Source organism: Fischerella sp. (assembly GCF_013388695.1).
Taxonomy (GTDB): domain Bacteria; phylum Cyanobacteriota; class Cyanobacteriia; order Cyanobacteriales; family Nostocaceae; genus PCC9605.
On record NZ_JACAEU010000137.1, the window covers coordinates 1 to 23,979 of the forward strand.

19 protein-coding genes and 5 pseudogenes are annotated in these 23,979 nt (G+C 43.5%); 10 read left to right on the forward strand and 14 right to left on the reverse strand.

Annotated elements, in window-relative coordinates; translation table 11 throughout:
- Both HXY43_RS18370 and HXY43_RS18375 read right to left on the reverse strand, forming a co-directional pair.
- Positions 1–115: pseudogene (locus HXY43_RS18370) on the reverse strand (zinc ribbon domain-containing protein); the annotation flags it as partial.
- A 190-nt stretch (positions 116–305) separates the two neighbouring features.
- A complete protein-coding gene (locus HXY43_RS18375) occupies positions 306–1,199 on the reverse strand; it encodes a LysR family transcriptional regulator (protein WP_290885768.1) in 894 nt (297 codons plus the stop codon).
- Between the two features lie 288 nt (positions 1,200–1,487).
- Here HXY43_RS18375 and apcD point away from each other — a divergent pair, with 288 nt between their 5' ends.
- Positions 1,488–1,964: an allophycocyanin subunit alpha-B gene (gene apcD, locus HXY43_RS18380; protein ID WP_026735770.1), complete on the forward strand. Its 477-nt coding sequence runs from the start codon at positions 1,488–1,490 to the stop codon at positions 1,962–1,964.
- Positions 1,965–2,055: 91 nt separating this feature from the next.
- On the forward strand, positions 2,056–2,541 hold the full coding sequence (locus HXY43_RS18385) for an allophycocyanin subunit beta (RefSeq protein ID WP_026735771.1): 486 nt from the start codon (positions 2,056–2,058) through the stop codon (positions 2,539–2,541).
- A 279-nt stretch (positions 2,542–2,820) separates the two neighbouring features.
- On the opposite strand, the gene HXY43_RS18390 is transcribed toward HXY43_RS18385, so the two are convergent.
- Positions 2,821–4,224, reverse strand: coding sequence for a chlorophyll a/b binding light-harvesting protein (locus HXY43_RS18390; RefSeq protein ID WP_290885774.1), 1,404 nt, complete (start codon positions 4,222–4,224; stop codon positions 2,821–2,823).
- A gap of 363 nt (positions 4,225–4,587) precedes the next feature.
- Here HXY43_RS18390 and HXY43_RS18395 point away from each other — a divergent pair, with 363 nt between their 5' ends.
- Positions 4,588–5,877: a S41 family peptidase gene (locus HXY43_RS18395; protein ID WP_290885776.1), complete on the forward strand. Its 1,290-nt coding sequence runs from the start codon at positions 4,588–4,590 to the stop codon at positions 5,875–5,877.
- An 11-nt stretch (positions 5,878–5,888) separates the two neighbouring features.
- Complete coding sequence (locus HXY43_RS18400) at positions 5,889–6,326, forward strand: low molecular weight phosphatase family protein (protein WP_290885778.1); 438 nt, start codon at positions 5,889–5,891, stop codon at positions 6,324–6,326.
- 109 nt (positions 6,327–6,435) lie between these two features.
- On the opposite strand, the gene HXY43_RS18405 is transcribed toward HXY43_RS18400, so the two are convergent.
- Entirely contained in the window at positions 6,436–7,599 is a 1,164-nt protein-coding gene (locus HXY43_RS18405; RefSeq protein ID WP_290885782.1) for an IscS subfamily cysteine desulfurase, read from the reverse strand.
- A 97-nt stretch (positions 7,600–7,696) separates the two neighbouring features.
- On the opposite strand from HXY43_RS18405, the pseudogene HXY43_RS18410 reads away from it, so the two are divergent.
- Positions 7,697–7,919, forward strand: a pseudogene (locus HXY43_RS18410) (Uma2 family endonuclease); the annotation flags it as partial.
- A gap of 2 nt (positions 7,920–7,921) precedes the next feature.
- Here the strand turns inward: HXY43_RS18410 and HXY43_RS18415 are convergent.
- The 5 genes and pseudogenes from HXY43_RS18415 to HXY43_RS18435 all read right to left on the reverse strand — a co-directional run bounded on the left by HXY43_RS18415 (position 7,922) and on the right by HXY43_RS18435 (position 13,416).
- Positions 7,922–9,583: an alpha/beta hydrolase gene (locus HXY43_RS18415; RefSeq protein WP_290885785.1), complete on the reverse strand. Its 1,662-nt coding sequence runs from the start codon at positions 9,581–9,583 to the stop codon at positions 7,922–7,924.
- Positions 9,584–10,073: 490 nt separating this feature from the next.
- A pseudogene (locus tag HXY43_RS18420) lies at positions 10,074–10,301 on the reverse strand (hybrid sensor histidine kinase/response regulator); the annotation flags it as partial.
- Positions 10,300–10,470 (reverse strand): annotated as a pseudogene (locus HXY43_RS18425) (succinylglutamate desuccinylase/aspartoacylase family protein); the annotation flags it as partial. The pseudogenes HXY43_RS18420 and HXY43_RS18425, both read right to left, overlap by 2 nt.
- Before the next feature lie 118 nt (positions 10,471–10,588).
- A complete protein-coding gene (locus HXY43_RS18430; RefSeq protein ID WP_290885788.1) occupies positions 10,589–12,742 on the reverse strand; it encodes a polyribonucleotide nucleotidyltransferase in 2,154 nt (717 codons plus the stop codon).
- A 105-nt stretch (positions 12,743–12,847) separates the two neighbouring features.
- Positions 12,848–13,416 (reverse strand): annotated as a pseudogene (locus HXY43_RS18435) (N-acetyltransferase family protein).
- A 156-nt stretch (positions 13,417–13,572) separates the two neighbouring features.
- Here HXY43_RS18435 and HXY43_RS18440 point away from each other — a divergent pair.
- The 3 genes from HXY43_RS18440 (at position 13,573) to HXY43_RS18450 (ending at position 18,281) form a co-directional block, all read left to right on the forward strand.
- A complete protein-coding gene (locus HXY43_RS18440; RefSeq protein WP_290885791.1) occupies positions 13,573–16,842 on the forward strand; it encodes a DEAD/DEAH box helicase in 3,270 nt (1,089 codons plus the stop codon).
- Positions 16,843–16,959: 117 nt separating this feature from the next.
- On the forward strand, positions 16,960–17,793 hold the full coding sequence (locus HXY43_RS18445; protein ID WP_290885795.1) for an SWIM zinc finger family protein: 834 nt from the start codon (positions 16,960–16,962) through the stop codon (positions 17,791–17,793).
- Positions 17,794–17,981: 188 nt separating this feature from the next.
- Positions 17,982–18,281, forward strand: a complete 300-nt coding sequence (locus HXY43_RS18450; RefSeq protein ID WP_290885798.1) for a CU044_2847 family protein — start codon at positions 17,982–17,984, stop codon at positions 18,279–18,281.
- On the opposite strand, the gene HXY43_RS18455 is transcribed toward HXY43_RS18450, so the two are convergent.
- The 5 genes from HXY43_RS18455 to HXY43_RS18475 form a co-directional block, all read right to left on the reverse strand.
- Positions 18,278–18,913: a Uma2 family endonuclease gene (locus HXY43_RS18455; RefSeq protein ID WP_290885801.1), complete on the reverse strand. Its 636-nt coding sequence runs from the start codon at positions 18,911–18,913 to the stop codon at positions 18,278–18,280. The genes HXY43_RS18450 and HXY43_RS18455 overlap by 4 nt on opposite strands.
- A gap of 20 nt (positions 18,914–18,933) precedes the next feature.
- Positions 18,934–19,119, reverse strand: a complete 186-nt coding sequence (locus tag HXY43_RS18460) for a PCP reductase family protein (protein WP_290885804.1) — start codon at positions 19,117–19,119, stop codon at positions 18,934–18,936.
- A 76-nt stretch (positions 19,120–19,195) separates the two neighbouring features.
- Entirely contained in the window at positions 19,196–19,597 is a 402-nt protein-coding gene (locus HXY43_RS18465) for a sporulation protein (protein ID WP_290885807.1), read from the reverse strand.
- A complete protein-coding gene (locus HXY43_RS18470) occupies positions 19,587–20,738 on the reverse strand; it encodes an AI-2E family transporter (RefSeq protein WP_290885810.1) in 1,152 nt (383 codons plus the stop codon). Before HXY43_RS18470 ends, HXY43_RS18465 begins: the two co-directional genes overlap by 11 nt.
- Positions 20,739–20,828: 90 nt before the next feature.
- Positions 20,829–21,020 (reverse strand): hypothetical protein, encoded by a 192-nt coding sequence (locus tag HXY43_RS18475; RefSeq protein WP_026735189.1) that lies wholly within the window; start codon positions 21,018–21,020, stop codon positions 20,829–20,831.
- Between the two features lie 116 nt (positions 21,021–21,136).
- Here HXY43_RS18475 and HXY43_RS18480 point away from each other — a divergent pair, with 116 nt between their 5' ends.
- Positions 21,137–21,805 carry a DUF1614 domain-containing protein gene (locus tag HXY43_RS18480; RefSeq protein ID WP_290885814.1) on the forward strand — a complete coding sequence of 223 codons (669 nt, stop codon included), beginning with the start codon at positions 21,137–21,139 and terminating at the stop codon, positions 21,803–21,805.
- Positions 21,806–21,976: 171 nt separating this feature from the next.
- Positions 21,977–23,914, forward strand: a complete 1,938-nt coding sequence (ftsH, locus tag HXY43_RS18485; RefSeq protein ID WP_290885817.1) for an ATP-dependent zinc metalloprotease FtsH — start codon at positions 21,977–21,979, stop codon at positions 23,912–23,914.
- The last annotated feature ends 65 nt before the right edge of the window (positions 23,915–23,979 follow it).

Genomic DNA, 23,979 nt, shown 5'->3' on the forward strand with positions numbered 1-23,979 from the left:
AGCGTTAGCGTCTCTATTCTGAGTATGTCCACAATGAAGTAGAGACGTAGCATGCTACGTCTCTACTCAGAGATTTTTTGACAACCTCACCACAGTTAGAGCAATTTTGGCTAGTTCCAAGGGTTCTGGATGTCGAGATTCAACAGCTGAAAATTGGGCTGCTTCAAAGCATAGGGCTTCTATAGTCAGAGTTGACATAGTTGCAGCTAAAAAGTGTGTTAAGTATCATATCCTAAACTTGGAGCTATCCATGTAGCACCGGGATTTAATTTTTGCTAGATACCATTCCCTAGTTAACTCTTGTCTCATCCTTGCCAAGAAACGGCTACTTCTCTAACTACCTCCAAAAACCGTTGCACAGTTGCAGACGTATTCTCGCGTCGCCAAATCATAGCCAGCGTCACCTTTGGTGTTAGTTCTTGCATAGGTTTATAAACTACACCAGTCCTTTGTAAATGTTGCAGAGACTCCGGTACGATCGCCACTCCCATTTCTGCTGCCACAAGACTGACAATTGTCTGCATCTGAATTGCCTCTTGGGCAACAGTTGGACTAAAATTCGCTTGCTGACAAAAACTGATGATTGAGTCGTAAAGTCCAGGGGCTAAAGGACGAGGAAACAAAATGAAAAGTTCATTCTTTAGCGAAGACAGCGACACACTAGATTGATTCGCCAGTGGATGAACTTCAGGTAAAGCTACCACCAATGATTCATGAAAGATGATCTCCCAGCAAAAAGTGTCTTCCTCCACTGGCGGACGGAGAAACCCCACATCAATTCGCCCATCTCGCAGCCATTGTAATTGCTGATCTGTAGTCAGTTCGTGCAATTCTAGATTCACATCTGGTATGCAAGTACGGAATGTCCGCAAGATCGTTGGCAAAACATTGTACGCCGCAGAACTGACAAAGCCAATCACAACTTGCCCCCTCAAACCCCGGCTAGCTTGTCGTCCTGCTTGGACTGCTTGTTCCAATTGTCTGAGAATTTGTTGAACTTCGCCTAGAAATATTTGCCCAGCTTCTGTTAACTGCACAGTCCTTTTCGTGCGATGAAACAGTTGAAAGCCCAACTCCGTTTCTAACTGCTGGATTTGTTGACTGAGGGGAGGCTGGGCAATATGCAAGCGTTCCGCCGCCCGTCCAAAGTGCAACTCTTCAGCCAACGTCACAAAGTATCGTAGGTGTCGCAGTTCCATTATGTTAGTTTATTTATACTCAATAAATATTAATTACTGGGTCAAAACATATCGGATATTCACAGAAACTGTCAGGTTGAACAACCACTAAATGTCATTTTTCTAACACTGTATAGTTTCTGTGTAAACAATAAATTTTAGTCTATATATAAGCAAGAAATTTCTTATTTATTAAGTTTTTATTTTTAATATTAAATTGTGAAAAATATCAATGACTTTTAAAACATAAAAGTTAGAAAATTACTTTGTACATCGCAAATTGAGTCCTGTCATTAAGGAGGACAATAAATGAGCATTGTAGCGCAAGTAATAGCTCAATCTGATGATGCCGCTCGCTTTCTTAGTCGCACTGAGCTAGATAAATTAGATAACTTTTTCAAATCAGGTTCGCAAAGACTGAGAATAGCTCAGGTTTTGGCACAAAATGAGCAAAAGATTGTGGAAGAAGGCAGCCAAAGATTTTGGAAGATTGTACCTAATACGCCTAGTAATAGTGGCAATCCTCAAAAGACAGCACTGTGCCAAAGAGACCAAAGCTGGTATCTGCGTCTGATTTCCTATGCAGTTTTAGCTGGTAATACAAAACCCTTGGAAGATATTGGCGTAGATGGGATGCGAGAAATGTACACCTCCTTGGGCGTTCCAGTTAAGAACATAGGCACTTGTATGCGCTGTCTCAAAGAAGTAGCTTCAGGCATGATGAGTGGAGAAGAGGCTGCTATTGTTGGGCCTTATTTCGACTACTTGATTCGGGCGATGTACTAGTTTGGTTGCTTCCACCCTACTAGTGAAGTAATTCTTAATAATTGACCGTTTTTGACTGCAAGCTTAATACCTTTTAGTTTGAGAAAAAACGATGCAAGACACGATTACCTCTATCATTAACCCTGCCGACCTGCGAGGCAAATACCTGGAGCCTGCGGAGCTAGAAAAGTTGGGACAATATTTCCAATCAGGTGGGTTGCGCGTTAAGGCTGCTGCGACTATTAGTGAAAATGCTGCTAACATTGTTAGCCAAGCAGTAGCTAATTCCTTGCTTTACGGCGATATCACTTGTCCTGGTGGCAACATGTACCCCACCCGTCGTTATGCAGCATGTCTGCGTGACTTAACCTTGTTCCTGCGTTATGCCACCTATGCCATGCTGGCTGACGATCCTTCAGTGCTCGACGAGCGAGTGCTTGATGGTCTAAAGGACACCTACAATTCTCTAGGTGTTCCCATCGATCGCACCGTACAAGCAGTTCAAGCAATGAAGGAAGTAACTGCTCGCCTAGTTGGCACTCAAGCTGGTGAAGAGGTAGGAAAGTATTTAGACCACATCTGTAATGGTTTGAATTAAAGATAGTTGCCTTTCTAAGGTTTAAGAAGTCAAGAGTTAGCTATTACTCATTTAACTTGCATAGCGATTAGATATGCAAGTCGGATGTTTAATAACTGTACTCTTGACTTCTTGCGTGAATTTATACTATTAAACAAAAAAATCAGCTTTGCGATCGCAAGTTCAAAATCTCCAATGATAAATTGATAGGAATACAAAAAATACTTCATGTAGACAAGTATCTGCATGAAGTATTTTCTCAATAATTCTCTACAATTTCCTTAACCAGCAGAATTTTCCCTACTGGTATTGCCTTGATTTCTTAACCCCATACAAGGTTTTTTGAGTAGGTTTTTGGTAAGCAATCTCGTAAAGGTTTTTCTGCATCGGCTGTGGGTATCCAAGCTGTGACTTATTCTCAACAGTCGGAACCTCATAGAAGGGATTCTGCCCATTATTTGGGTAGCTAAACTCGTAGAGAACCTTTCGGTTTGCTTTTAAGTCAGCTTTTGCTGAGTTTCCTGCACCCACAGAAGACTGATAGATTGTGTTGTTGGACGGTTGTTGGTACGCAAAAGCTGGCTTTTGTTCAATCCTCGGCAGTTCGTAGAGCGTACCCCACTCTGGCTGTGGCTCGTAACTGAAGTTTTTCTGGTATGGCAAATTTGGATTGGGAAAGGCTTCTGAAAAAGCATTTTTCCAAGATTCTAAGACTGGCTCAAAATAGCCAGAACCTAGGCAAAAGTGCCAAATAGACCCTTGGAGGAAAAAGAACGCTAGGTAAAAATGGGCGTTTGCCAACCAGACACGAGACGTAGGTTCAGATTGGGTTGGATCGAAGTAGTAGGGTAATAGAGATGACTTGAGTAGTAATGGTGGCCCGTAGAATTCAACAGGATAAGCCAAGGTATTGAATCCGCAAAAGTAAGTAGCGGCAAATCCTGCTAGGGCAATACCAAATAGAGACAAAGAAAGAATGCCGTTACCACCAGTGGAAATGGTAAACTCTTTGGCCCAGCCAAACGGCTCACGTAAAATATGCCAGATTCCTCCGAGAATCAGGAGTACACCCACGTAGATATGACCACCAACCACATCTTCTAAGTTGTTAACCTCAAATAAATGAGTTATGCGGTCAACAATAGTCAGAGGGTCAAGGGTAGGATCGCTAACTAAACGAACTTCATGAATTGTGGCATCGTAAAGACCACCAAAGTACATGGCTTTTGCCACTAAAAGCAATGCACCTAGACCTAAAAAGATGAGGTGATTCCCTAAGATGAAACCTAACTTCTTCGGATCATCCCAGCTAAAGTGAAATTGACGAACTGCACGTCTGGGATCATCTTCCAGGTTTGGAGCAATTCTAAAGTGATGAAACAGTGCACCTCCTGCTAACACTAACGATGAGATGAGGTGTACCATGCCAATGACGAAATAGGGATAGGTATTTATCACCTGACCACCTGAGCCGACACCCAAACCTAAAGTAGCTAGGTGAGGTAGTAGGATCAGTCCCTGCTCGTACATAGGGCGATCGCTCGAATAGCGAGCAAGTTCAAATAGCGTAAATGCCCCAGCCCAAAAAACTATCAGCGCAGCATGAGCAATATGAGCAGTAAGAAATGTACCCGATAGGTTCGTAAGGCGTGCATTACCAGCCCACCAGGGATATTTGACCTTGTTCTTACGGTCGGATTGCATGATTATGTTATGTCCTCACTTTCAAATGTGGTGTTGAAAGCCGAGAAATTTTGTTACAGTTTTTAGCAAAAATGGAAATCTTATTGTCTATTGAGTGTAATTATTTAGGAACGAGCTAACTGTTTGCAATCAATAGAATTAGTTTGTAATATTTATACATTTTTTGTAATTTAAACTTGTAGGTGAAAATCATCTTTAATGACAGGTTCCGTCACGAAAGTAAGTGAAGGAAAACTATCAGAAGAATTGTTTGAATCTGCGGCTGTTTGAATTTGCCTAGCAAGTTGGGAACTAAAAGCAAAGGATTTTCATCAGCAATTTCTTGTGACAAGCCGCTGCGCCTCGACGCAAAAGGAGACGACAATGAGAAAACCTAAACTGTCTCAGTTACTTAGGTTCGCTGCGGTAATGCTGATGAGTTGCTCAGTTTTGCTCCTGATTTGGTTGACAACTCCCCTACCTAAGATACTGGCTAAACCCGAGACTAAAATATTTGAACAAGTTTGGCAAACTGTAAATGAGAATTTTTACGACCCCAAGTTCAACGGGGTGGATTGGAAAGCAATGCGCGAAAAGTATCAATCCCAAGCAACGCAAAGCAAATCAACTGAAGAATTTGCGATCGCCATTAACCAAATGCTGGCTGAATTGAAAACTTCTCACACCCGCTTTTACACCCAAGATGACCCAGCTTACTACCAGATTTTGGGCATTTTTGTACCCAGGAGCAGGGAGTTACAAAAGGAAATCACAAAGTTTTTTCCCAAAGGCAAAATAGAATACACTGGCATCGGTGCATTCACTAAAACCATCAACGGCAAGACCTTTGTCAGTTCGATTCTTGACAAAAGTCCGGCTGCGGAAGCTGGTCTACAAATGGGCGACCAAATACTCAGTGTAGATGGTCGCCCGTATCAGCCTGTACAATCTTTTGCAGGCAAAGCACGTGACAAAGTCAAACTACTGATTCAGCGTTCATCTGAACCTAATAGTCAAAAAGAAATTGCGATCGCCCCCAAAAACTTCGACGCCAAAACCATGTTTATAGAGGCTCAAAAAGCCAGCGTCCAGAACATACAACGGGAAGGTAAAAAAATTGGCTACATTCATATCTGGTCACACGCAGCCAACGAAGACGAACAGCAGCTTCAGGAAGAAATGATTTATGGACGCCTCAAAGATGCAGATGGATTAGTTTTGGACTTCCGAGATGGTTGGGGAGGGGGAGATGTTGATTCTCTCAATCTCTTCACTGCTGAAGCAGGGCCAAGTGTTACCAGTGTTTCTCGCAATGGTAAAAAATATACGTATATGGCTCAATGGAAAAAGCCAGTGGCGATGCTGATCAATGAGGGCAGCAGAAGCAGCAAAGAAATTTATGCTTATGGCTTCCAGCAACACAAAATCGGCCCCGTAATTGGTTCCAAGACAGCGGGGGCTGTGGTTGCCGGTCGTCCTTTTTTTATGCAAGATGGTAGCTTGCTCTATGTGGCAGTTGCAGATGTATTTGTGAATGGAAACCAAAGATTGGAAGGTAAAGGCGTTACACCAGATCTCAGCATTTCCTTGCCATTAGAATATGCTCAAGGTGCAGATCCGCAAAAAGAAAGAGCAATAGAAATTGTGCTAGCAGCAGTCAAGCAAAGCAGCTAAGTAAACTCACAATGAAAAAAATCTTATTCCTGTGTACGGGCAACTATTATCGCAGCCGTTTCGCCGAACACCTGTTTAACTGGATGGCTGCGAAGCAGGGGTTAGAATGGCAGGCTGTTTCCCGCGGTCTGGCCCTGGAGAGGGGTATAGATAATATAGGGGCAATTTCTCAGTATGCAATAGAAGCTTTGCAACAGCGAGGAATGACATTACTAGAGAACGAACGTTTTCCCCAACAGGTTCTAGAGGAAGATTTCCACACAGTAGATCTGGTAATTGCATTAGATGAGTTAGAACATCGACCTTTGATTCTAGAACGTTTTCCTAAATGGCTAGATAGGGTGGAATACTGGCTAATTCACGACATTGATAAAACCTCTGCATCAGAAGCATTAGGAAAGTTAGAGAAACATCTGCTGCAACTGATTGAAAAATTGACACAAAGTTAAGCAGCAGTCACAAAAACAGGATTTTGCTTGGTGTCTTGGTGTCTTGGTGGTTAACAAACTTTTTTTTACCACTAAGACACCAAGACACAAAGAGAAAAATTATCTTCACTCAAACCAATGTCTTTTGCTTTCTTAAACTTTGAACCGTAGCCATTGTATGCTGTGCTACTCGTTCAATCTCTTCAGCAGTATTAAACCTGCCAATGCCAAACCGCACTGATGCATAAGCCAACTGTTCTGAATGTCCCAGTGCTGTCAGAACATGGGAAGGTGCGGTAGTTGCTGAGGAACAAGCCGAACCAGAAGAGACTGCCATCACTGGTTGCAATCCTAACAGTAATGCGGCTCCATCCACTCCCTCAATGCTGATATTCAAATTTCCGGCTAGTCGCTGGGTGGGATGTCCGTTGAGATGAATTCCCTCTAATTGGGAAAGTACCTCCCACAATCTTTGCCGGAGTTGGGTGAGACGTTGATTTTCTGTGGCTTGTGCTTGTAAAGCTATCTCCACTGCTTTCCCAAATCCGACGATTTGCGGTGTATACAAAGTGCCAGAACGCATCCCCCGTTCGTGGCCACCGCCATGCTGCTGAGGCGCTAGTTGTACTCTTGGGTTGCGGCGACGAACGTATAACGCCCCGATACCCTTGGGGCCGTAAACTTTATGTGCTGTGAGCGACATCAGGTCAATTTGCATTGCCTGTACATCTAGAGGAATTTTGGCGATCGCCTGGGCAGCATCAGTGTGAAAAATTACATCACGCTCTCGGCAGATAGCGCCAATTTCTGCCAATGGCTGCAACACACCAATTTCATTATTCGCAGCCATCACCGAAACTAGAATTGTGTCAGGACGAAAGGCTTTTTCCAACTCGGTTAAATCAATCAGTCCATCTTTTTGAACAGGGAGAATCGTAATTTCAAAACCGAGAGTTTGCAGATATTTGCAAGGATCGAGTACGGCGCTGTGTTCGGTGGCAACAGTAATAATATGTTGCCCTTTTTGAAAATAGGCTTCGGCTACTCCTTTGATCGCTAAATTATTGGCTTCTGTTGCACCGCTAGTAAAAACAATTTCTTCTGGCGTGGCGTTGATAGCTTCAGCTAAAATTTCTCGGGACTTCTTCACAGCTGCTTCTGCTTCCCAACCGTAAACATGATTGATGCTGGCTGGATTGCCAAAGTGTTCGCTGAAGTAGGGTAGCATGGCTGCCAGTACCCGTTCATCTACAGGTGTGGTGGCGTGATTATCGAGATAGATAGGACGATTCATATAGTTTGAATTTTAAATTTAAGATATTGGATAGTTTTTGTTGGATATTAATGCTTATGCGATGACATATCCTATTTTGACAAAATTGTATGCTTAGCTATTAAAGATAAGATCGCAATCAGACTCTGTAGAGGTTACTATTTTTGCAATTAGGAGCACAGGTTGGAATATTGATAAACCCAGATGAGCTAACTGTGAGTGTGTATCGTCCAAATGGTGAAATGGAAATGCTAGCAAGTGAGGACAAGTTAACTATCCCTGAGTTGTTTCCTGGCTGGGAAATTGCAATTTCTGAGTTATGGCCCCCTGTGTTTGAGTAGTATCAATCATTGTTAAAGTCGATCGCTCGCACTAATGATATCGGCAATGGTGGTTGACTGATGATACTAGTGTAATTTGCACTCAGGTAGGGGAGATAACCTGGCTGATTGGCGACGTAGGTTTGGAAAAAGGCAACGCCTAAAACATTGACATAGCGTTGTGCTAAAGCAGGATAAGGGCCAATCACCTGTTCTGGTAATGGCAAAGCATCATTGGGTGATTGGGCAATCATCGAAAAGTGCGTACCGCCATTAACTAATACTAAATATTTGTTTGGTGTTGTTAGCCAGGTAAACGGTAGAATCTGTTCTGGTAAAGCCGGAGCAGCTGTATCGGCGCTGCTACTCACAATCATCACTGGGATTTTAATTTGACTGAGACTGTCTTTTCCCAAAACAGTACTGATCACTGGGTTAATAGCGATCGCCGCTTTTATTCGCGGGTCAGATAGATTATATTTATTAGACTCTGCTAATTCTACAGTCAAACACTGTAGCAAGAGCGAAACATTAAGTGTGTCTTGTAGGGGTGGACAGTTATTTTGTAGTTCCTGAAAATTAATCGGTGCGCCTGCTAATGCTAAAGCTGTGTACCCTCCAAAGGATTGTCCCACTACGCCTACTTGTTCCAAATTCATACGCCCTTTCCAACCTGGATTAGATTGGGACTGGCGGCTAAGTTCATCCAATAAATACTTAATATCCAAAGGTCGGTCAATGAACTCTCTCGGGCTTGTGATTTCAGCGGATCTACCTGACAATAATGCTTGCAACTGTTGGGCATTGCTACCAGGATGTTCGGGAACAGCAACGACAAAGCCATAGGAAGCTAGACGTTCAGCTAGGTAAGCAAAACTTGTTCGATCAGAACCGAGTCCGTGGGAGATGACAACTACAGGTTTAGGAATAGAAGCTTGTGGTAGGTAAATATCGACGGGAAATCTGCGATCGCGCGATCGATCTTCTAGCGTAATAGTTTGCTTTTGCCATTGATAGGTTCCCGGTAGTAGCAAGTTTATTCGGCTAAAGGAGATTAGATCCGCAGGATTGGTGATAGCTTCTTGTTGGGCTTGCTTGTTAATCAGGGCGATCGCATCCTGAGTTTGATCTACGAAATTCTGGAAAGAGTTGGCAATTTGTAGGGCGCGGACTAAATTAATCGAAATATCCCTTGAGGGAAATTTGTGTAGTATATTCAATAGAGTAAAGCCTTCAGGGTCAGCCGCTGCTAAAATTAGTGCCGCACGAATTCCATACAAACCAGTAGAGCGAGTTTCTCCCTGAACGACTTCTGCTAAATCTTCTAGCAATCTTTCGCCAATTGGGGTGTAGAGAAACTGCGAAACTTGCACGGCATTCAAAGGAATGGGAGTCAGCAATGCCTCTCTAATTTGCGGGAGTCGCTCCTTGGGAGCATACTTAAAATATGTAGCTAATTCATCATCGATTTTACCTGTTATTGCGTAAATTTCCAGAGAAGCTATGGGAATGGAGCGCCTTACAAGACCGTAGGAGAGGGTGAGCCGTTCTGCACTCAAAACAGGACGGGAAACTAAAGCAGATATCAAAAAGAAGGCAGAAGGGAATCCTATGAATAAACTTAGGAGTTTGTATCTTTTTTGGTTGGATTTGGAATTTTGGATTGGAGATTTTGGATTTAGCATTGAAATACTCCCACCTGTTCTCAGTTAGAGACCTCACCAGTGAAAGCAAATTATAGCGATCGCTCAACATTTTTGCTATCTTACGCCTGATGTGAATTAGGACTAGCCCTTTCAAGGTGAGTAAAAATCCTCAAAAAATTTCCCGAATTTTGAGCTTTTCACCTTTGTGTCTTAGTGTCTTTGTGGTGAAAAAATTGACTTTTGAACCACCAAGGCACTAAGACACCAAGAAAAATACATTACACCTTGAAAGGGCTTTCAAGTGAGAAGTTCTGAAGTCAAAGGTGTTATGCACAAGCCTAAACCCTCTACATTTAAGCCCTAGTATCGATATCCCTCAAGGAAGGAAGGGGAGACAGAGGGAACTCGGGGTTCCCTCTGGGGATAAGGGGGAAAAGGGGGAGTGGGAGACGCGGCGACGCGGAGAACCTATCAACAATACTCTCCGCGTTCCCGTGTCCCCGCGTCACCGTGTCCTCTTTATCTCCTCGCTAATTTCATCTTGATGTTGGGCATATAGTGCGATCGCCTCAATTCCATCCCTGGCTGTAATCACTCTATAGTTGTAAGTTTCTAGTGAGATTTTGGTCGTCTCCAGAATTTTGGCTTCGTCATCTACAACTAGAACTAATTCTCCGTTTCCTTTAAGCAGTTCGAGGTCTTCTATTAGCGGCATTGCCGTTGCTTCTACTGCTGGCAAGAACACTTTAAATTCAGTAACGCTTGCATTCTGCAAAAGCTTTAGGATTACCCAACAATGTCAGTGTTTCAAAACTGGGTCGTTTAATTAAGTCGGGAAATTGCTCAAACTTTTTCATCAGGTATGCTCCTGTAAACTCATTCCCGTGGGTTCCACCAATAATTGCAACCCTGTTAATTTGATTCATAACCACTAACAACCAACAAATAACGACAAAGCGATCGCATGATGGAGGAGCGATCGCTGTCACAATTATGGATTTGAGACTCATTCTCAATCCATAATTAATTGATCAATTTATTGATTTATCGATTTACCGCTGCTTCTCGCGCCGCAGCTGCTTGATCTGGGTGAATACCCAAGCGCGTCAGATTAATTCGACCCTTGTTATCAATTTCACGCACTTTCACAATTACTTCATCACCGACAGCAACTTCATCCTCAACTTTGCCGACACGATAGTCAGCTAATTGAGAAATATGGATCATGCCTTCTTTGCCTGGCAAAAACTCTACAAACGCACCAATCGGTATAATTCTGGTCACGCGACCTACGTAGACATCACCTTCATTAAGCTTGCGCGTCATGCCTTGGATGATATTTTTAGCTTTCTTAGCTTTATTTTCATCCACAGCAGAAATCGTCACCGTACCGTCGTCATCAATGTCAATTTTAGCACCAGTCTCTTCAGTGATACCCTTGATTGTCTTACCTCCAGGCCCAATCACCAGACCAATCATGTCTGGGTCAATCCTGATGCTTAAAAGACGTGGCGCATAGGCTGACATCTCTGTACGCGGTTGGTCAATTGTCTGGAGCATTTTCTCCAGAATATGCAAACGTGCTGCTCTGGCTTGGTGGACTGCTTGAGAGATAATGTCTAAGGACAAACCGCTGATTTTCATATCCATTTGCAAGGCAGTAATTCCCGTATCTGTCCCTGCAACTTTAAAGTCCATGTCACCCAAAAAGTCTTCGATGCCCTGAATGTCTGTCAGAACTCGGACTTGGTCGCCTTCTTTAATCAGACCCATAGCTGCACCGCTGACGGGTTTGGCAATGGGTACACCAGCATCCATCAAAGCTAGTGTAGAACCACACACTGAACCCATCGAGGTGGAACCATTGGAAGAAAGTACTTCCGATACAATCCGAATTACGTAAGGGAATTCCTCTTTTGGTGGTAGCACGGGTAATATCGCTCTTTCCGCCAGCGCTCCGTGACCAATTTCCCGGCGTCCTGGTGCCCGCAGGGGTTTGGTTTCCCCAACGGAGAATGGCGGGAAATTATAATGGTGCATGTAGCGTTTTTGTTGGTCTTGTTGCAAATCATCGTTTAAGGTTTGCACATCTCCCGGTGTGCCGAGAGTACAAGCAGATAATACCTGGGTTAGCCCCCGGTTAAATAAACCGCTACCGTGAACGCGCTTGGGCAACAAATTAACTAGACAAGAGACAGGGCGGACTTCATCTAGTTTGCGGCCATCAACTCGTACGTCATCTTCGATGATTTGACGGCGCATTAACTTTTTAGTAATTTCTTTGAAAGTGTTGTCAAGTGCTTTGCGATCGGCAGTGGTGGCAACTCGGATTGGGTCTTCTTCTGGCAGTTCGGCGATCGCGGCGACAATTGTTTCTTTAACTGCATCTAAAGCACTATCCCGCTGATTTTTATCCAAATCAAATTGCGACAGGATTTTCTTAATTTCATCAGTAGCGCGATCGCTGATAAAGTTTTCCAGTGACGAGTCCACCTCTGGTGGTGGTTCGTGGACAATTTCTAAACCCAATTCTGCGATTAAATCTTGCTGCGCTTTGATTAAATCCTGCACAGCTTCATAGCCAAATTCAATCGCTTCAATAATATCTCGTTCGGGCAGTTGATTGGCTCCTGCCTCCACCATAATCACACCATCCGGTGAACCTGCTACCACCAAATCTAGGTCTCCGGCTTCAATTTCCGCGTAAGTGGGGTTAATAATAAAATCATCACCCACTAAACCAACTCGCACTGCTGCCATTGGTCCATGGAACGGAATCTTCGCAAGGAGAGTGGCAATAGAAGCACCAGTAACTGCCAATACATCTGGTGGTACTAACTCATCCATAGAAAGGGTTAGTGCCACAACTTGCAGATCATCCCGCAACCAAGACGGGAACAAAGGACGCAAAGGACGGTCAATAAGACGACTAGTCAGAATTGCTCTTTCTGGCGGACGGCCTTCCCGCCGCAATAATCCTCCAGGAATCCTGCCTGCTGCGTACAGTCTTTCTTCGTAATCTACAGTGAGGGGCAGAAAATCGACGCCTTCTCTGGCTGCCGATCGCGTAGCTGTGACTAGAACCGCCGTATCCCCAGATTGTATCAACACCGATCCACCAGCCTGGGGTGCTAGTAGACCCACCTTCAGTCGAATATCCCGTCCGTCAAAGGATATTGACTTCTCAAATTCTCCCATTCAGTTTTTTTTCCTTCTATGCACGCTTTTCTCTCTCTGTGGCAATCCTAACATTTATGAACTAATGCTGGCTTGAGTAACATATCACAATGATAAACAAGTTGTTTATCGTAGTTGTCGATACATCATCAACGCGTCTATCACTTGTTGTGTATCTAGTTTCACTGCACCCGGAATCCGCCCAATTGTCTGAAAGCCCAATGATTGCCACAGTCGTATAGAAGCTATATTAGTACTAAACACCAAATTAAACATCACCGCCTCGTAGCCCAGACTAGCAGCAATTAAAAGCATTGCCTCTCCCATGAACCTTCCAATCCCCAGACCTCGCTTTTGCGGTTGTACAATAAAACCAGCATTGCATATATGGCTACACCGACCTGGAATAATGTAGAGACGCAAAATTTTGCGTCTCTACAAAACCAAAACGCTCCCAATATTTCGTTTGGTGCTTGTGTGGTAGACTCACCAAAACTCCTGACCACAAAAGCTTGGTGATTCAACCAGTAAGCTGCAAATTCTGATGGAGAGAGGGGTTGCTTTTGGGGATAAGTGTTACCTTCTGCGATCGTCATATTTAGTAATTCCCTCACTTCCTCCTGTTCTTTTTTATGCATATAATCTAATTCTACTTTTATGCCATTTTTTAAGATTTTATAAAGGGGTAATTGCATTTTTGCTAATCTTTATTAAGATTATTTACTAGTAAGTAATTATATTTAAATATTATTAATAATAATTCTTGAAAATTTGGAAATTAAGGAATGACCAAAAGTAGAAAATAAGCAAATTCAAGGCTTTAGTTTTGCGAATATCTGAGTAATTGGCAAATGGCAATTTTACACGGTAGTTGGTTACTAGGAAATCAGGGTAGCTGTTTTTTTATTTGGGGAGAGACTTGGCGAACTCTTGGGGCGAACATTGATCCAAGTGCATTGACAGAAGTGCCACTTCACCCTTATGCGATCGCACCGACTGAATTAAGCGAGTGGCTGCATTCTCATAATCTGACAATTCCCGAATCGATACAGCAGACGTTGCAGGTAACGTCTATACAAAAAGGGCGATCGCGCAAAGCTGCAAATGCTGCCGATGTCAGTTTGCCAACGCACTCACAAATTATTGCTTTACCCACTTATTTTTCAGTCAGCGAACAAGAGGGAACAGCATCAATTTCTCCCGTACATTCGGCAATATTAGGTTCAGAAAAACCATTTTCACAATACTTATATCCGTGGCGAGTCGAGGGTTTTTGTCTCACTCCCAAGGACACAGTAAAATTTCTTACTTCTCTACCCTTGAGTGTTGCCAATGGCGAAGATGGTTTTATCGGAGGAGATTTACGCTTTTGGTCGCAAATTGCTCGTTGGAGTTTGGATTTAATTGCACGGTGTAAATTTTTACCTACTCTTGAAAGGCAAACAGATGGTTCAAGCTTCACCAAATGGCAAGCACTTCTAGACAGTGCTTTGGACGGCACGCGCCTAGAAAAATTTTCGCAACTGATGCCCTTGGCGTGTCGGACGTATCAACTGGGCAATGGGCAAGGGGCAAGGGGCAATGGGGAATTCCTCACTCCTCACTCTCCTCTTTATTTAGACTTGCCACTGGAACCGCAAGAATTTCTGCTGGGATTTCTCAACCATACTATCGATGCCCAAGTTCGGGTGATGGTGGGTTCCCAAGCGATTCTAGAAACAAGGCTAATGGCATCTCTACCATCGGCAGTGCGGCAATGGTTGCATTCTTTAACAGCTGCATCAGGCGCATTCAACGCCGAAGCAATTGGTTTGGAACGATTGGAAGCGGCATTAAAAGCTTGGAAAATGCCCCTGCAATACCAACTGGCAGGGAAAAACCTGTTTCGTACCTGTTTTGTCCTACATCCGCCGGAGTCAGGAGAAACTGATTGGACTTTAGCCTATTTCCTCCAGGCACCAGACGATCCAGAATTTTTAGTGGATGCAGAAACAATATGGCAGCATCCAGTCGAAAGCTTAGTTTATCGAGAACGCACAATCAAACAGCCGCAAGAGACGTTTTTACGTGGTTTGGGTTTAGCTTCGCGGTTATATCCAATCATTGTACCCAGCTTGGAAACCTCATACCCCCAATCTTGTCGCCTCAACCCCATCCAGGCTTACGAGTTTATCAAGTCGGTGAAGTGGCGGTTTGAGGATAATGGTTTGGGTGTAGTTTTGCCTCCCAGTTTGGCAAACCGTGAAGGATGGGCGAACCGCTTAGGTTTGAAAATTACTGCCCAAACACCGAACAAAAAGCAGGGACGTCTGGGTTTGCAAAGTTTGTTGAATTTTCAGTGGCAATTGGCAATTGGCGGACAAACTCTTTCCAAACAAGAGTTTGACAGACTCGTAGCCCTGAATAGTCCACTTGTCGAAATTAACGGTGAGTGGGTGGAATTGCGACCCCAAGACATCAAAACAGCACAAGCTTTTTTTGCTTCTCGCAAAGACCAAATGGCCCTTTCTTTAGAAGATGCTTTGCGCCTGAGTACGGGGGACACTCAGACAATTGAGAAATTGCCAGTGGTCAGTTTTGAAGCTTCAGGGGCATTGCAAGAGTTAATTACTAACTTGACGAATAACAAAGCAATCGAACCCCTACCCACACCCGCCAGTTTCCGAGGAGAATTGCGACCATATCAACAGCGTGGCGTAGCTTGGTTGACCTTCCTCGAACGTTGGGGCTTGGGTGCGTGCCTTGCGGACGATATGGGACTGGGAAAAACGATCCAATTCATTGCCTTCTTACTACACCTGAAAGAACAGGATGCATTAGAAAAACCAACACTTTTAGTTTGCCCAACTTCAGTTTTAGGAAACTGGGAACGGGAAGTCAAAAAATTTGGGCCGACGCTGAAAGTTTTGCAATACCACGGTGACAAACGCTCCAAAGGTAAGGCATTTGTAGAAGTAGCAAACAAGCATGATTTAGTCATCACTAGTTATGCGCTGATTCATAGAGATTTAAAGTCATTGCAGGGGGTTTCTTGGCAAGGAATTGTTTTGGATGAAGCGCAAAATATTAAAAATGCTGAGGCGAAGCAGTCCCAAGCAGTGCGACAGCTAGAATCAACATATCGCATTGCCTTGACTGGAACACCAGTAGAAAATAGGCTGCAAGAACTCTGGTCTATTTTAGATTTTCTCAATCCTGGGTATTTAGGAAACAAGCAATTCTTTCAGCGAAGATTTGCCATGCCGATTGAGAAGTACGGTGATGCTGCTTCATTAGGCCAATTGCGTTCTTTGGTGCAACCATTTATCTTGCGTCGCTTAAAAACTGACCGCGAAATTATTCAAGACTTACCAGAAAAGCAGGAAATGAACGTCTTTTGCGGTCTTAGTCCTGAACAAGCAGAACTGTATCAACAAGTGGTAGAAGAGTCACTAGCTGAAATTGAAACATCTGAGGGAATGCAGCGTCGAGGAATGATTTTAGCTTTACTTGTGAAGCTAAAACAAATCTGCAATCACCCAGCCCAATATTTGAAAAAAGCTACTCTTTTAGAACCGCGTCTATCTGGAAAGCTATTGCGGTTGCAAGAAATGTTGGAAGAGATGTTATCAGAGGGCGATCGCGCTTTAATTTTCACTCAATTTGCTGAGTGGGGTAAACTGCTGAAACCCTATTTAGAACAACAGCTAGAACGAGAAATATTGTTTTTATACGGCAGTACCAGCAAAAAACAACGTGAGGAAATGATAGATCGTTTCCAACACGATCCCCAAGGCCCGCCAATTATGATTTTGTCCTTGAAAGCTGGAGGTGTGGGACTAAATTTAACACGCGCAAATCACGTCTTTCACTTCGACCGTTGGTGGAATCCAGCAGTAGAAAACCAAGCCACAGACCGAGTATTTCGTATTGGTCAAACCCGCAACGTGCAAGTACATAAATTTGTTTGCACTGGCACTTTAGAAGAGAAAATTCATGACATGATTGAAAGTAAGAAACAACTAGCTGAGCAAGTTGTCGGTGCGGGTGAAGAATGGCTCACTGAACTGGATACAAACCAACTCCGCAACTTACTACTACTAGATCGTAGTGCAGTAATTGAAGAAGAAGATGCAGAGTGAACCTCACCCCTCCCCGTACACGCGAGAGGGGAATTAAATTCTCCCCCTCTCTGCTTGCGGAGAGGGGGTTGGGGGGGTGAGGTTCTGTGCATTAATTACAAATTAGAGAGGAAAATTATGACGAATTACACCCTTCAAGCCAGTCGAGAATGGTGGTCACAACGTTGGTTAGAATTATTAGATTCTTACCGTTTTAAAAAACGTTTGGAACGCGGTAGAAATTATGCGCGTCAAGGTAATGTTCTGAGCATTGAGTTTCAAGGTGCAAAGGTATTAGCTAGGGTACAGGGTAGCGAATCAGAACCCTATAAAGTTTCCCTTTCTCTAGATTCATTTAGTGATGAAGAGTGGGGTTATATAGTGGAAACAATGTCCAAAAAAGCAATTTTCGCTGCCAAGCTATTAGCAGGAGAAATGCCGCAAAATATAGAAGAAGTTTTTACTGCCAGTGGTCTTTCACTGTTTCCTTTTACTTTGTCTGACGTTCACAGCAGATGTTCTTGTCCTGATAAAGCTAATCCTTGCAAACATATTGCAGCAGTTTATTATCAGTTAGGCGATCGCTTCAGTGAAGACCCTTTTGTACTATTTCAATTACGAGGACGTACCAAAGAGCAAATTATTAGCAATTTGCGGCAATTACGTAGTGCTAATGTTGAAATCAATGAAACTACAACACCAGAAGTTCAAGAGTCATCTTCTCAGAAACAATATTCTTTAAATATAGATTCTTTCTGGCAATACAATGAGCCACTAGAGTCTTCCTTAGTGGTGATTGCACCATCAACTAACGAGACAGTTTTAGATGTTTTGGGGTCAATTCCTCTCGCCAAAGAAGAGGAAAATCTAGCAAGCTTAACTGCTGCTGATGTGGTAATGAAGTATTTGGATACGGTTTACAAAGATGTGAGTCAAAAGGCTTTTTTAGCGGCGATGAATGTAGGAGGGTAAAGCCTGCGGCTAGGTTAAAGGGTAAAGGGGAAAGGATAAAATCCCTTTGCCCCTTAACCTTTTCCCTTTACCCCGACGAAGGCTTACCCCTTCCCAACTTTTACTACCCCAGGCTTGTTCGGAATTATGAGTTATATTTGTTACATGTAGTTACATGCCATAACGGTAGAGCAATCCAGTCAAACACAATGGAACTCCAGAGCAAAATTATTTCTGTAGAACTTAGTGATGGTACAAATATCAGAGTTGAAGCCGCACTGATTGGCGATCGCAAAATCAATTTTCAGACTCGACCTTTTCGCGAAGTAACCGCTGCAATTGAAATTCTTTCCAAGGAAATTGCAGAAACAGTACAAAAAATTAAGCCAGATAAGGCCAGTGTGAAGTTTGGTATAGATATTGGTATAGAATCAGGAAAACTCACACCTTTACTCGTTAAAGACGCTAGTACAGCTAATCTGGAAATCACTTTAGAATGGGGTAACTAAATCCCTCTCGTTATTTCCCTCACCCACTGCCGCACCGCCCGCCGAATTGCCAACCTGCCAGCTGCTCGATGTTGTTCAATCAGTTTTGGCAGTTCCCTAATTGGTAAATTTGGAAACACTAAACTTTTTTCTACCTCTATGTATTCACTGCCTTGGAGGTGGTAAATTTTGAATTCACCGGAATCATAACACCACAATTCCGGTATTCCTAAACACGCATAAATAGGGAAGCGATTTAAAGATTTGCTAGTAATATCAATTTCCAGTGCCAAATCAGGCGGTGGATCTCGCCTCAAGTCTAAATCCAGCCTACCTCGAATCGCGTCTACGTTTTGAAAATAAAAGCAGTTATCTGGTTCTACCCCCGCCATTCGGCTTTCTCGTTTCCAAGTGGTGGAACCCAAACTTTCGTAATTCAGTTCTATTTCCTCAGCAATATCCTGTACCGCGATGCTAATTACTTCTTTGTAATATTCATGTTCGGGTAGAGGAGTCATAATTTCCAAAGTTCCGTCATCATAGGCAACTCGTGCAGCGCGATGTTCTCCCAAATCTTTGAGGAGATTTTCAAACTGTTCCCAGCTAATGTTGTAAAGTAAAACGCGATCGGCACGGTTGGTGGCGACTGTCATAGATATGACTCCTGATAGAATTACTGCCCAAACTCAAGCCTAGCTTGTTCAACCAATTCTGCTGTAACCACATCTTGTTCTGCTTGACGCGCCAACTGCTCAATTCGGGCTTTGGCTTGGGCGCGGACAAAGAAGGGAATATTCTGCAACTTTGCCTTGGCTGGTGCTGTCCATCGCAAAGCATCTGAAAAATTGGAGTCGCTCATACTACCAACATCCTTATTTAATAGCGATTTTTGAGCAGTAATGACTGCGACAAGCTATTAATAAAAATTAGAACAATTAATGGATATGACTGTGAATGATGTCATCAATCATCGCTTCTACATTAATCTCATCTAAATCTGATTGTGTCAGATAAAAGCGTGCATAGCGCTCATCTAGATCAAAAGCTTCATCTAACCACCCTCCAAAGCCACGCGCCCGTTTATCAAGCTCAAGCAACACCTCTAATTCATCTGGGTTTAAACGGAAAATGATTTCTAACTCATCCAAATAATTTCTGTAATTTCCTGTAGGTTTAAACTCGAACTCCTGTACAAATGGATAATGACCGCCAAAATGGTGAGCATATTCACAATCCACTTTATGCAAGTGAAAACCTAATCTTTCCACGGCTTGTAGCACTCTCTGCATCAGTGGGTGAGGTCTTACTTCCAAAAACAACAAACAACTAATCATCATCAATACTGGTCTGTTCGTCAGGATTTTTGATAATTTTTGCGGTTAAACCTTGCGTTTGTGACCCAGATTCGTCTTTTAAATTATCAGAAACAATTACAAATTCAGTTTCTTTTTTAGGCTTGCTACCCCATTCATCTAAGACATCTTTAACTAAAACTTCTTCAATCCAAATTTTAGCGACAACAGTTAGGGGTAGGGCGAGAAACAAGCCTAAAAAGCCAAAGAAACTGACAAAAAATAACTGGCAAATTAATGTCACGGCTGGTAGCAGTGATACTTGATGCGCCATCACTATGGGAGTGATGAAATTGCTCTCTGCTTGCTGAATGATAAAGTAGATACCCAATACACCAAGGGATTTCCAAGGATTATCCAAAAGTGCGATCGCCATTGCGGGAATGACACTGAGTGTCGGGCCTAGATTGGGAATTAAGTTCAAAAATCCTGCTAAAACTCCTAAAGCCAGCGCAGCACGAACGCGCAAAGCTGTTAAGCCAATCACGCTCATCATTGCAACTACGCACATAGCTATGAAAGCGCCTGTGATCCATCCCTCCAAGGAAACTTCACATTTATCCAAAATTCCATCTACCCGCCGCCGATAAAAAGAGGGAAACATCCGCACGAATAGCCTGCGATAAGCCTGCGGATCGGCTAAGAACATCCCTGTTAAAACTAGCACTAGCAATGTTTTCAGAACTACTTCCAAAGAGCCGGAAACAAAGGCGAAGGAACTGCCTACAACACGATTGATAAACGGCTGTGCTTGTTGGGTCAAGCTATTAATATCAGGAATATAGGGAGTGATCTGACTGGGAAGGGCTGCTCTCAGTTGGTAAAGCCAAGCATTAAAGCGCTCTATGCCTTGAGGAACCCGATAAGTGAGTTCTTGAAACTGAACGGCAAAAGGCGGCACGATCAACCAGAAAAAACCGACTATACCAGCTATAAAGATGCTTACTGACAGGGTTACAGCGAATCCACGCCTGATTCCCGAACGTTGAAATCTTCGAGCGAGTCGATTTAAGGTAGTTGCTAATACGATTGCGGCAAATATAAGTAATAGTACTTCCTTAATTTGCCATAAAATATACAGAGAAACAAGTAGGGCAATTAAGCCCATCCATTGACCTAGATTCACTCTCTAACTCCTGGCAGTTAAGAAATTACTGTCTATTTGAGATGCGGCTAGGCTAGTTGATTCTAGCAAGTTTTGCCTAGTGAGTGTCAGTTAACTTTGCTTCTGTGCTTGGAATCGCCACAACAAGGCGATCGCCATTAGCACTGTTGGCAACAAGACTAGAATCAAGGCATTTGTTGCCGTTGCAGGAATAGGGAGAAAAATACCTGCATATTTAATCAAGACTGAAATGACAGCAGAGAGTAAAAATACTTTCAAAACAAATCCAATTTGACTTTCCATATTCAAAGTACGGCTATTCACCTTTTTATGGGGGGTTGATACGAAAGCGGATTGTAACATCTAATTTTTACAATAAATTCAAGCAGAAAAAAGCTAACTCCTGCTTGCACACCCCTATGATCTACTTGCCAGTTTCACTGCTGCTATTTCTGCTGTTGTTACTGCTAGTGCCCTTTCTCTGGTTTATTCTGGCAGTAGACGTAGTCAAAATCGCAGTAGCAAAATTGGGATTTTCTCCTAGTATTGCCTTTATATTATTGACGCTGGTGATTTTAGGCAGCACTATCAACATCCCTTTGTACCGTACCCAATCTACAGTTGCTGTTGCAGATAACTTTGTCGATCTGTGGTTAAAGGAGTTTTGGGGCATTCCCCTCAGAAAAGTACAACGTTCGACTGTGGTAGCTCTCAATGTTGGCGGTGGCTTAATTCCCGTATTGCTAGCATTGTATCAATTTACGCAAGGAAATGCCCTAGCTATTTTGTTAGTGACTGCGATCGTCACAGCCGTTAGCTACTATGCATCGCGGGTAGTGCCAGGAATAGGTATCCAGATGAATCCATTACTAGCTCCCCTAACAGCTGCTGTGTCTGCCATGTTAATAGTTCCTGTCCATGCTGCTCCTGTGGCTTTTGCTGGTGGTATCCTAGGAACCTTGATTGGTGCAGATTTATTGCACTTGAAGGACATTATAGCCAAGAGTTCAGGAGTGCTAAGTATCGGAGGCGCTGGTGTGTTTGATGGTATTGCTTTGTGCGGTTTATTTGCGCTGTTATTGAGTTGATAGTGGTTAGTAGTTGTAGAGACGTGCCATGGCACGTCTGTACATTGGTTAGTAGTTAGTGGTTAGTGGTTAGTGGTTAATTTTTAATACTAATAACTACTATCTACTATCTACTAACTACTAACAAATGACAAAAAAGCTTTTCAGTGTAATCGGAGACTAAAATTAAAGATGCCTGTAGAAACTAATAACAAAAACCCAATTAAACCCCCAAGAATGCGCCAATTCGGCGGCAGCTTACTGATTCTTTTCACTCTGCTGTTACTCCTTAACTTTATCGTTCCTAGCTTTCTTGGCCCCAGACTACCGCAAGTTCCCTACAGTGAGTTTGTTGCTCAGGTAGAAGCGGGTAAAGTAGATCGGGCGGTTGTGGGTAGCGATCGCATTCAATATTCGATCAAAACTCAAACCCCCGATGGCAAAACCGTCGAACAGGTTTTCCAGACAACACCAATCGCTGTTGACCTGGATTTACCTAAAATTCTCCGCGACCATAATGTCGAATTTGCTGCACCACCACCAAGCCAAAATGGCTGGATTGGCACTATCCTCAGCTGGGTTGTACCACCGTTAATTTTCTTTGGTATCTGGGGCTTTTTACTCAGCCGTCAGGGAGGTGGCCCTGCTGCGTTGACAGTGGGTAAAAGCAAAGCTCGCATCTACTCTGAAGGTAACACTGGTGTCAAATTTACTGATGTTGCTGGTGTAGATGAAGCGAAAGCCGAATTGGAAGAAATCGTAGACTTCCTGAAAAATGCTGGTAAATACACCCGCTTGGGCGCGAAAATCCCCAAAGGTGTGCTGTTGGTGGGGCCTCCAGGAACAGGTAAAACACTCTTAGCAAAAGCGATCGCTGGCGAAGCTGGTGTTCCTTTCTTCAGCATCTCCGGTTCGGAGTTCATCGAACTGTTCGTGGGTGTAGGTGCGGCCAGGGTGCGCGACTTGTTTGAACAAGCTAAACAACAAGCGCCCTGTATCGTATTCATCGATGAATTAGATGCACTGGGTAAGTCTCGTGCTGCTGGTGGCCCAATTATGGGTGGTAATGATGAGCGCGAACAAACCCTTAACCAGTTATTAAGCGAAATGGATGGCTTTGATGCCAACACAGGCGTGATTATCATTGCCGCTACCAACCGTCCAGAAGTACTTGACCCAGCTTTGCGCCGTCCCGGACGCTTTGACCGTCAAGTCGTTGTGGATCGTCCTGATAAAATTGGTCGGGAAGCAATTCTGAAAGTTCATGCCCGTAACGTCAAATTAGCTGGTGATGTAGACTTGGGTATCATCGCTGGTAGAACTCCTGGTTTTGCGGGTGCAGACTTGGCTAACCTAGTTAACGAAGCTGCATTGCTAGCTGCGCGGCAAAATCGGCAAGCGGTAACAATGGCAGATTTCAACGAAGCCATTGAGCGTGTTGTTGCTGGTTTAGAAAAACGCTCTCGCGTTCTCAATGAAACCGAGAAGAAGACTGTAGCTTATCACGAAGTTGGTCATGCGATCGTCGGTGCTTTGATGCCCGGAGCTGGTAAAGTCGAGAAAATCTCCGTTGTACCTCGGGGTGTCGGTGCTTTGGGTTACACAATTCAAATGCCCGAAGAAGACCGCTTCTTGATGATTGAAGACGAAATTCGCGGTCGCATTGCTATCTTATTGGGCGGACGTTCCGCAGAAGAAATCGTCTTTGGTAAAGTTTCCACTGGTGCTAGTGACGACATCCAGAAAGCTACTGACTTGGCAGAACGCTATGTCACCCTCTACGGTATGAGTGATAAACTCGGCCCTGTAGCATTTGAGAAGATTCAACAGCAGTTTCTCGAAGGTTACGGCAACCCGCGTCGATCCATCAGCCCGCAAGTAGCTGAGGAAATTGACCGCGAGGTGAAGCAGATAGTAGATAATGCCCATCACATTGCTTTGACGATTCTGCACGAAAACCGCGATTTGTTAGAGGAAACCGCACAAGAACTGTTGCAAAAAGAAATTCTCGAAGGCGCAGAACTACGCGAGAAAATCAACCAAGCCAAAGCACCGGCTGAGTTGGAAGAATGGTTGCGGACGGGCAAGATATCAGAAGATCGGCCCTTGATGCAAACATTGCTGGTGTAAGGATTTGAGATTGAATTCAATCTTGAATAGAAAAAGCGATCGCACTTTTACAAACAGAGGCGATC

Coding starts and splice junctions, on each gene's coding strand:
- HXY43_RS18375 (WP_290885768.1), bottom strand. CDS start 1,199: ATGGAACTGCGACACCTACGATACTTTGTGACGTTGGCTGAAGAGTTG.
- apcD (WP_026735770.1), top strand. CDS start 1,488: ATGAGCATTGTAGCGCAAGTAATAGCTCAATCTGATGATGCCGCTCGC.
- HXY43_RS18385 (WP_026735771.1), top strand. CDS start 2,056: ATGCAAGACACGATTACCTCTATCATTAACCCTGCCGACCTGCGAGGC.
- HXY43_RS18390 (WP_290885774.1), bottom strand. CDS start 4,224: ATGCAATCCGACCGTAAGAACAAGGTCAAATATCCCTGGTGGGCTGGT.
- HXY43_RS18395 (WP_290885776.1), top strand. CDS start 4,588: ATGAGAAAACCTAAACTGTCTCAGTTACTTAGGTTCGCTGCGGTAATG.
- HXY43_RS18400 (WP_290885778.1), top strand. CDS start 5,889: ATGAAAAAAATCTTATTCCTGTGTACGGGCAACTATTATCGCAGCCGT.
- HXY43_RS18405 (WP_290885782.1), bottom strand. CDS start 7,599: ATGAATCGTCCTATCTATCTCGATAATCACGCCACCACACCTGTAGAT.
- HXY43_RS18415 (WP_290885785.1), bottom strand. CDS start 9,583: ATGCTAAATCCAAAATCTCCAATCCAAAATTCCAAATCCAACCAAAAA.
- HXY43_RS18430 (WP_290885788.1), bottom strand. CDS start 12,742: ATGGGAGAATTTGAGAAGTCAATATCCTTTGACGGACGGGATATTCGA.
- HXY43_RS18440 (WP_290885791.1), top strand. CDS start 13,573: ATGGCAATTTTACACGGTAGTTGGTTACTAGGAAATCAGGGTAGCTGT.
- HXY43_RS18445 (WP_290885795.1), top strand. CDS start 16,960: ATGACGAATTACACCCTTCAAGCCAGTCGAGAATGGTGGTCACAACGT.
- HXY43_RS18450 (WP_290885798.1), top strand. CDS start 17,982: ATGGAACTCCAGAGCAAAATTATTTCTGTAGAACTTAGTGATGGTACA.
- HXY43_RS18455 (WP_290885801.1), bottom strand. CDS start 18,913: ATGACAGTCGCCACCAACCGTGCCGATCGCGTTTTACTTTACAACATT.
- HXY43_RS18460 (WP_290885804.1), bottom strand. CDS start 19,119: ATGAGCGACTCCAATTTTTCAGATGCTTTGCGATGGACAGCACCAGCC.
- HXY43_RS18465 (WP_290885807.1), bottom strand. CDS start 19,597: ATGATGATTAGTTGTTTGTTGTTTTTGGAAGTAAGACCTCACCCACTG.
- HXY43_RS18475 (WP_026735189.1), bottom strand. CDS start 21,020: ATGGAAAGTCAAATTGGATTTGTTTTGAAAGTATTTTTACTCTCTGCT.
- HXY43_RS18480 (WP_290885814.1), top strand. CDS start 21,137: ATGATCTACTTGCCAGTTTCACTGCTGCTATTTCTGCTGTTGTTACTG.
- ftsH (WP_290885817.1), top strand. CDS start 21,977: ATGCCTGTAGAAACTAATAACAAAAACCCAATTAAACCCCCAAGAATG.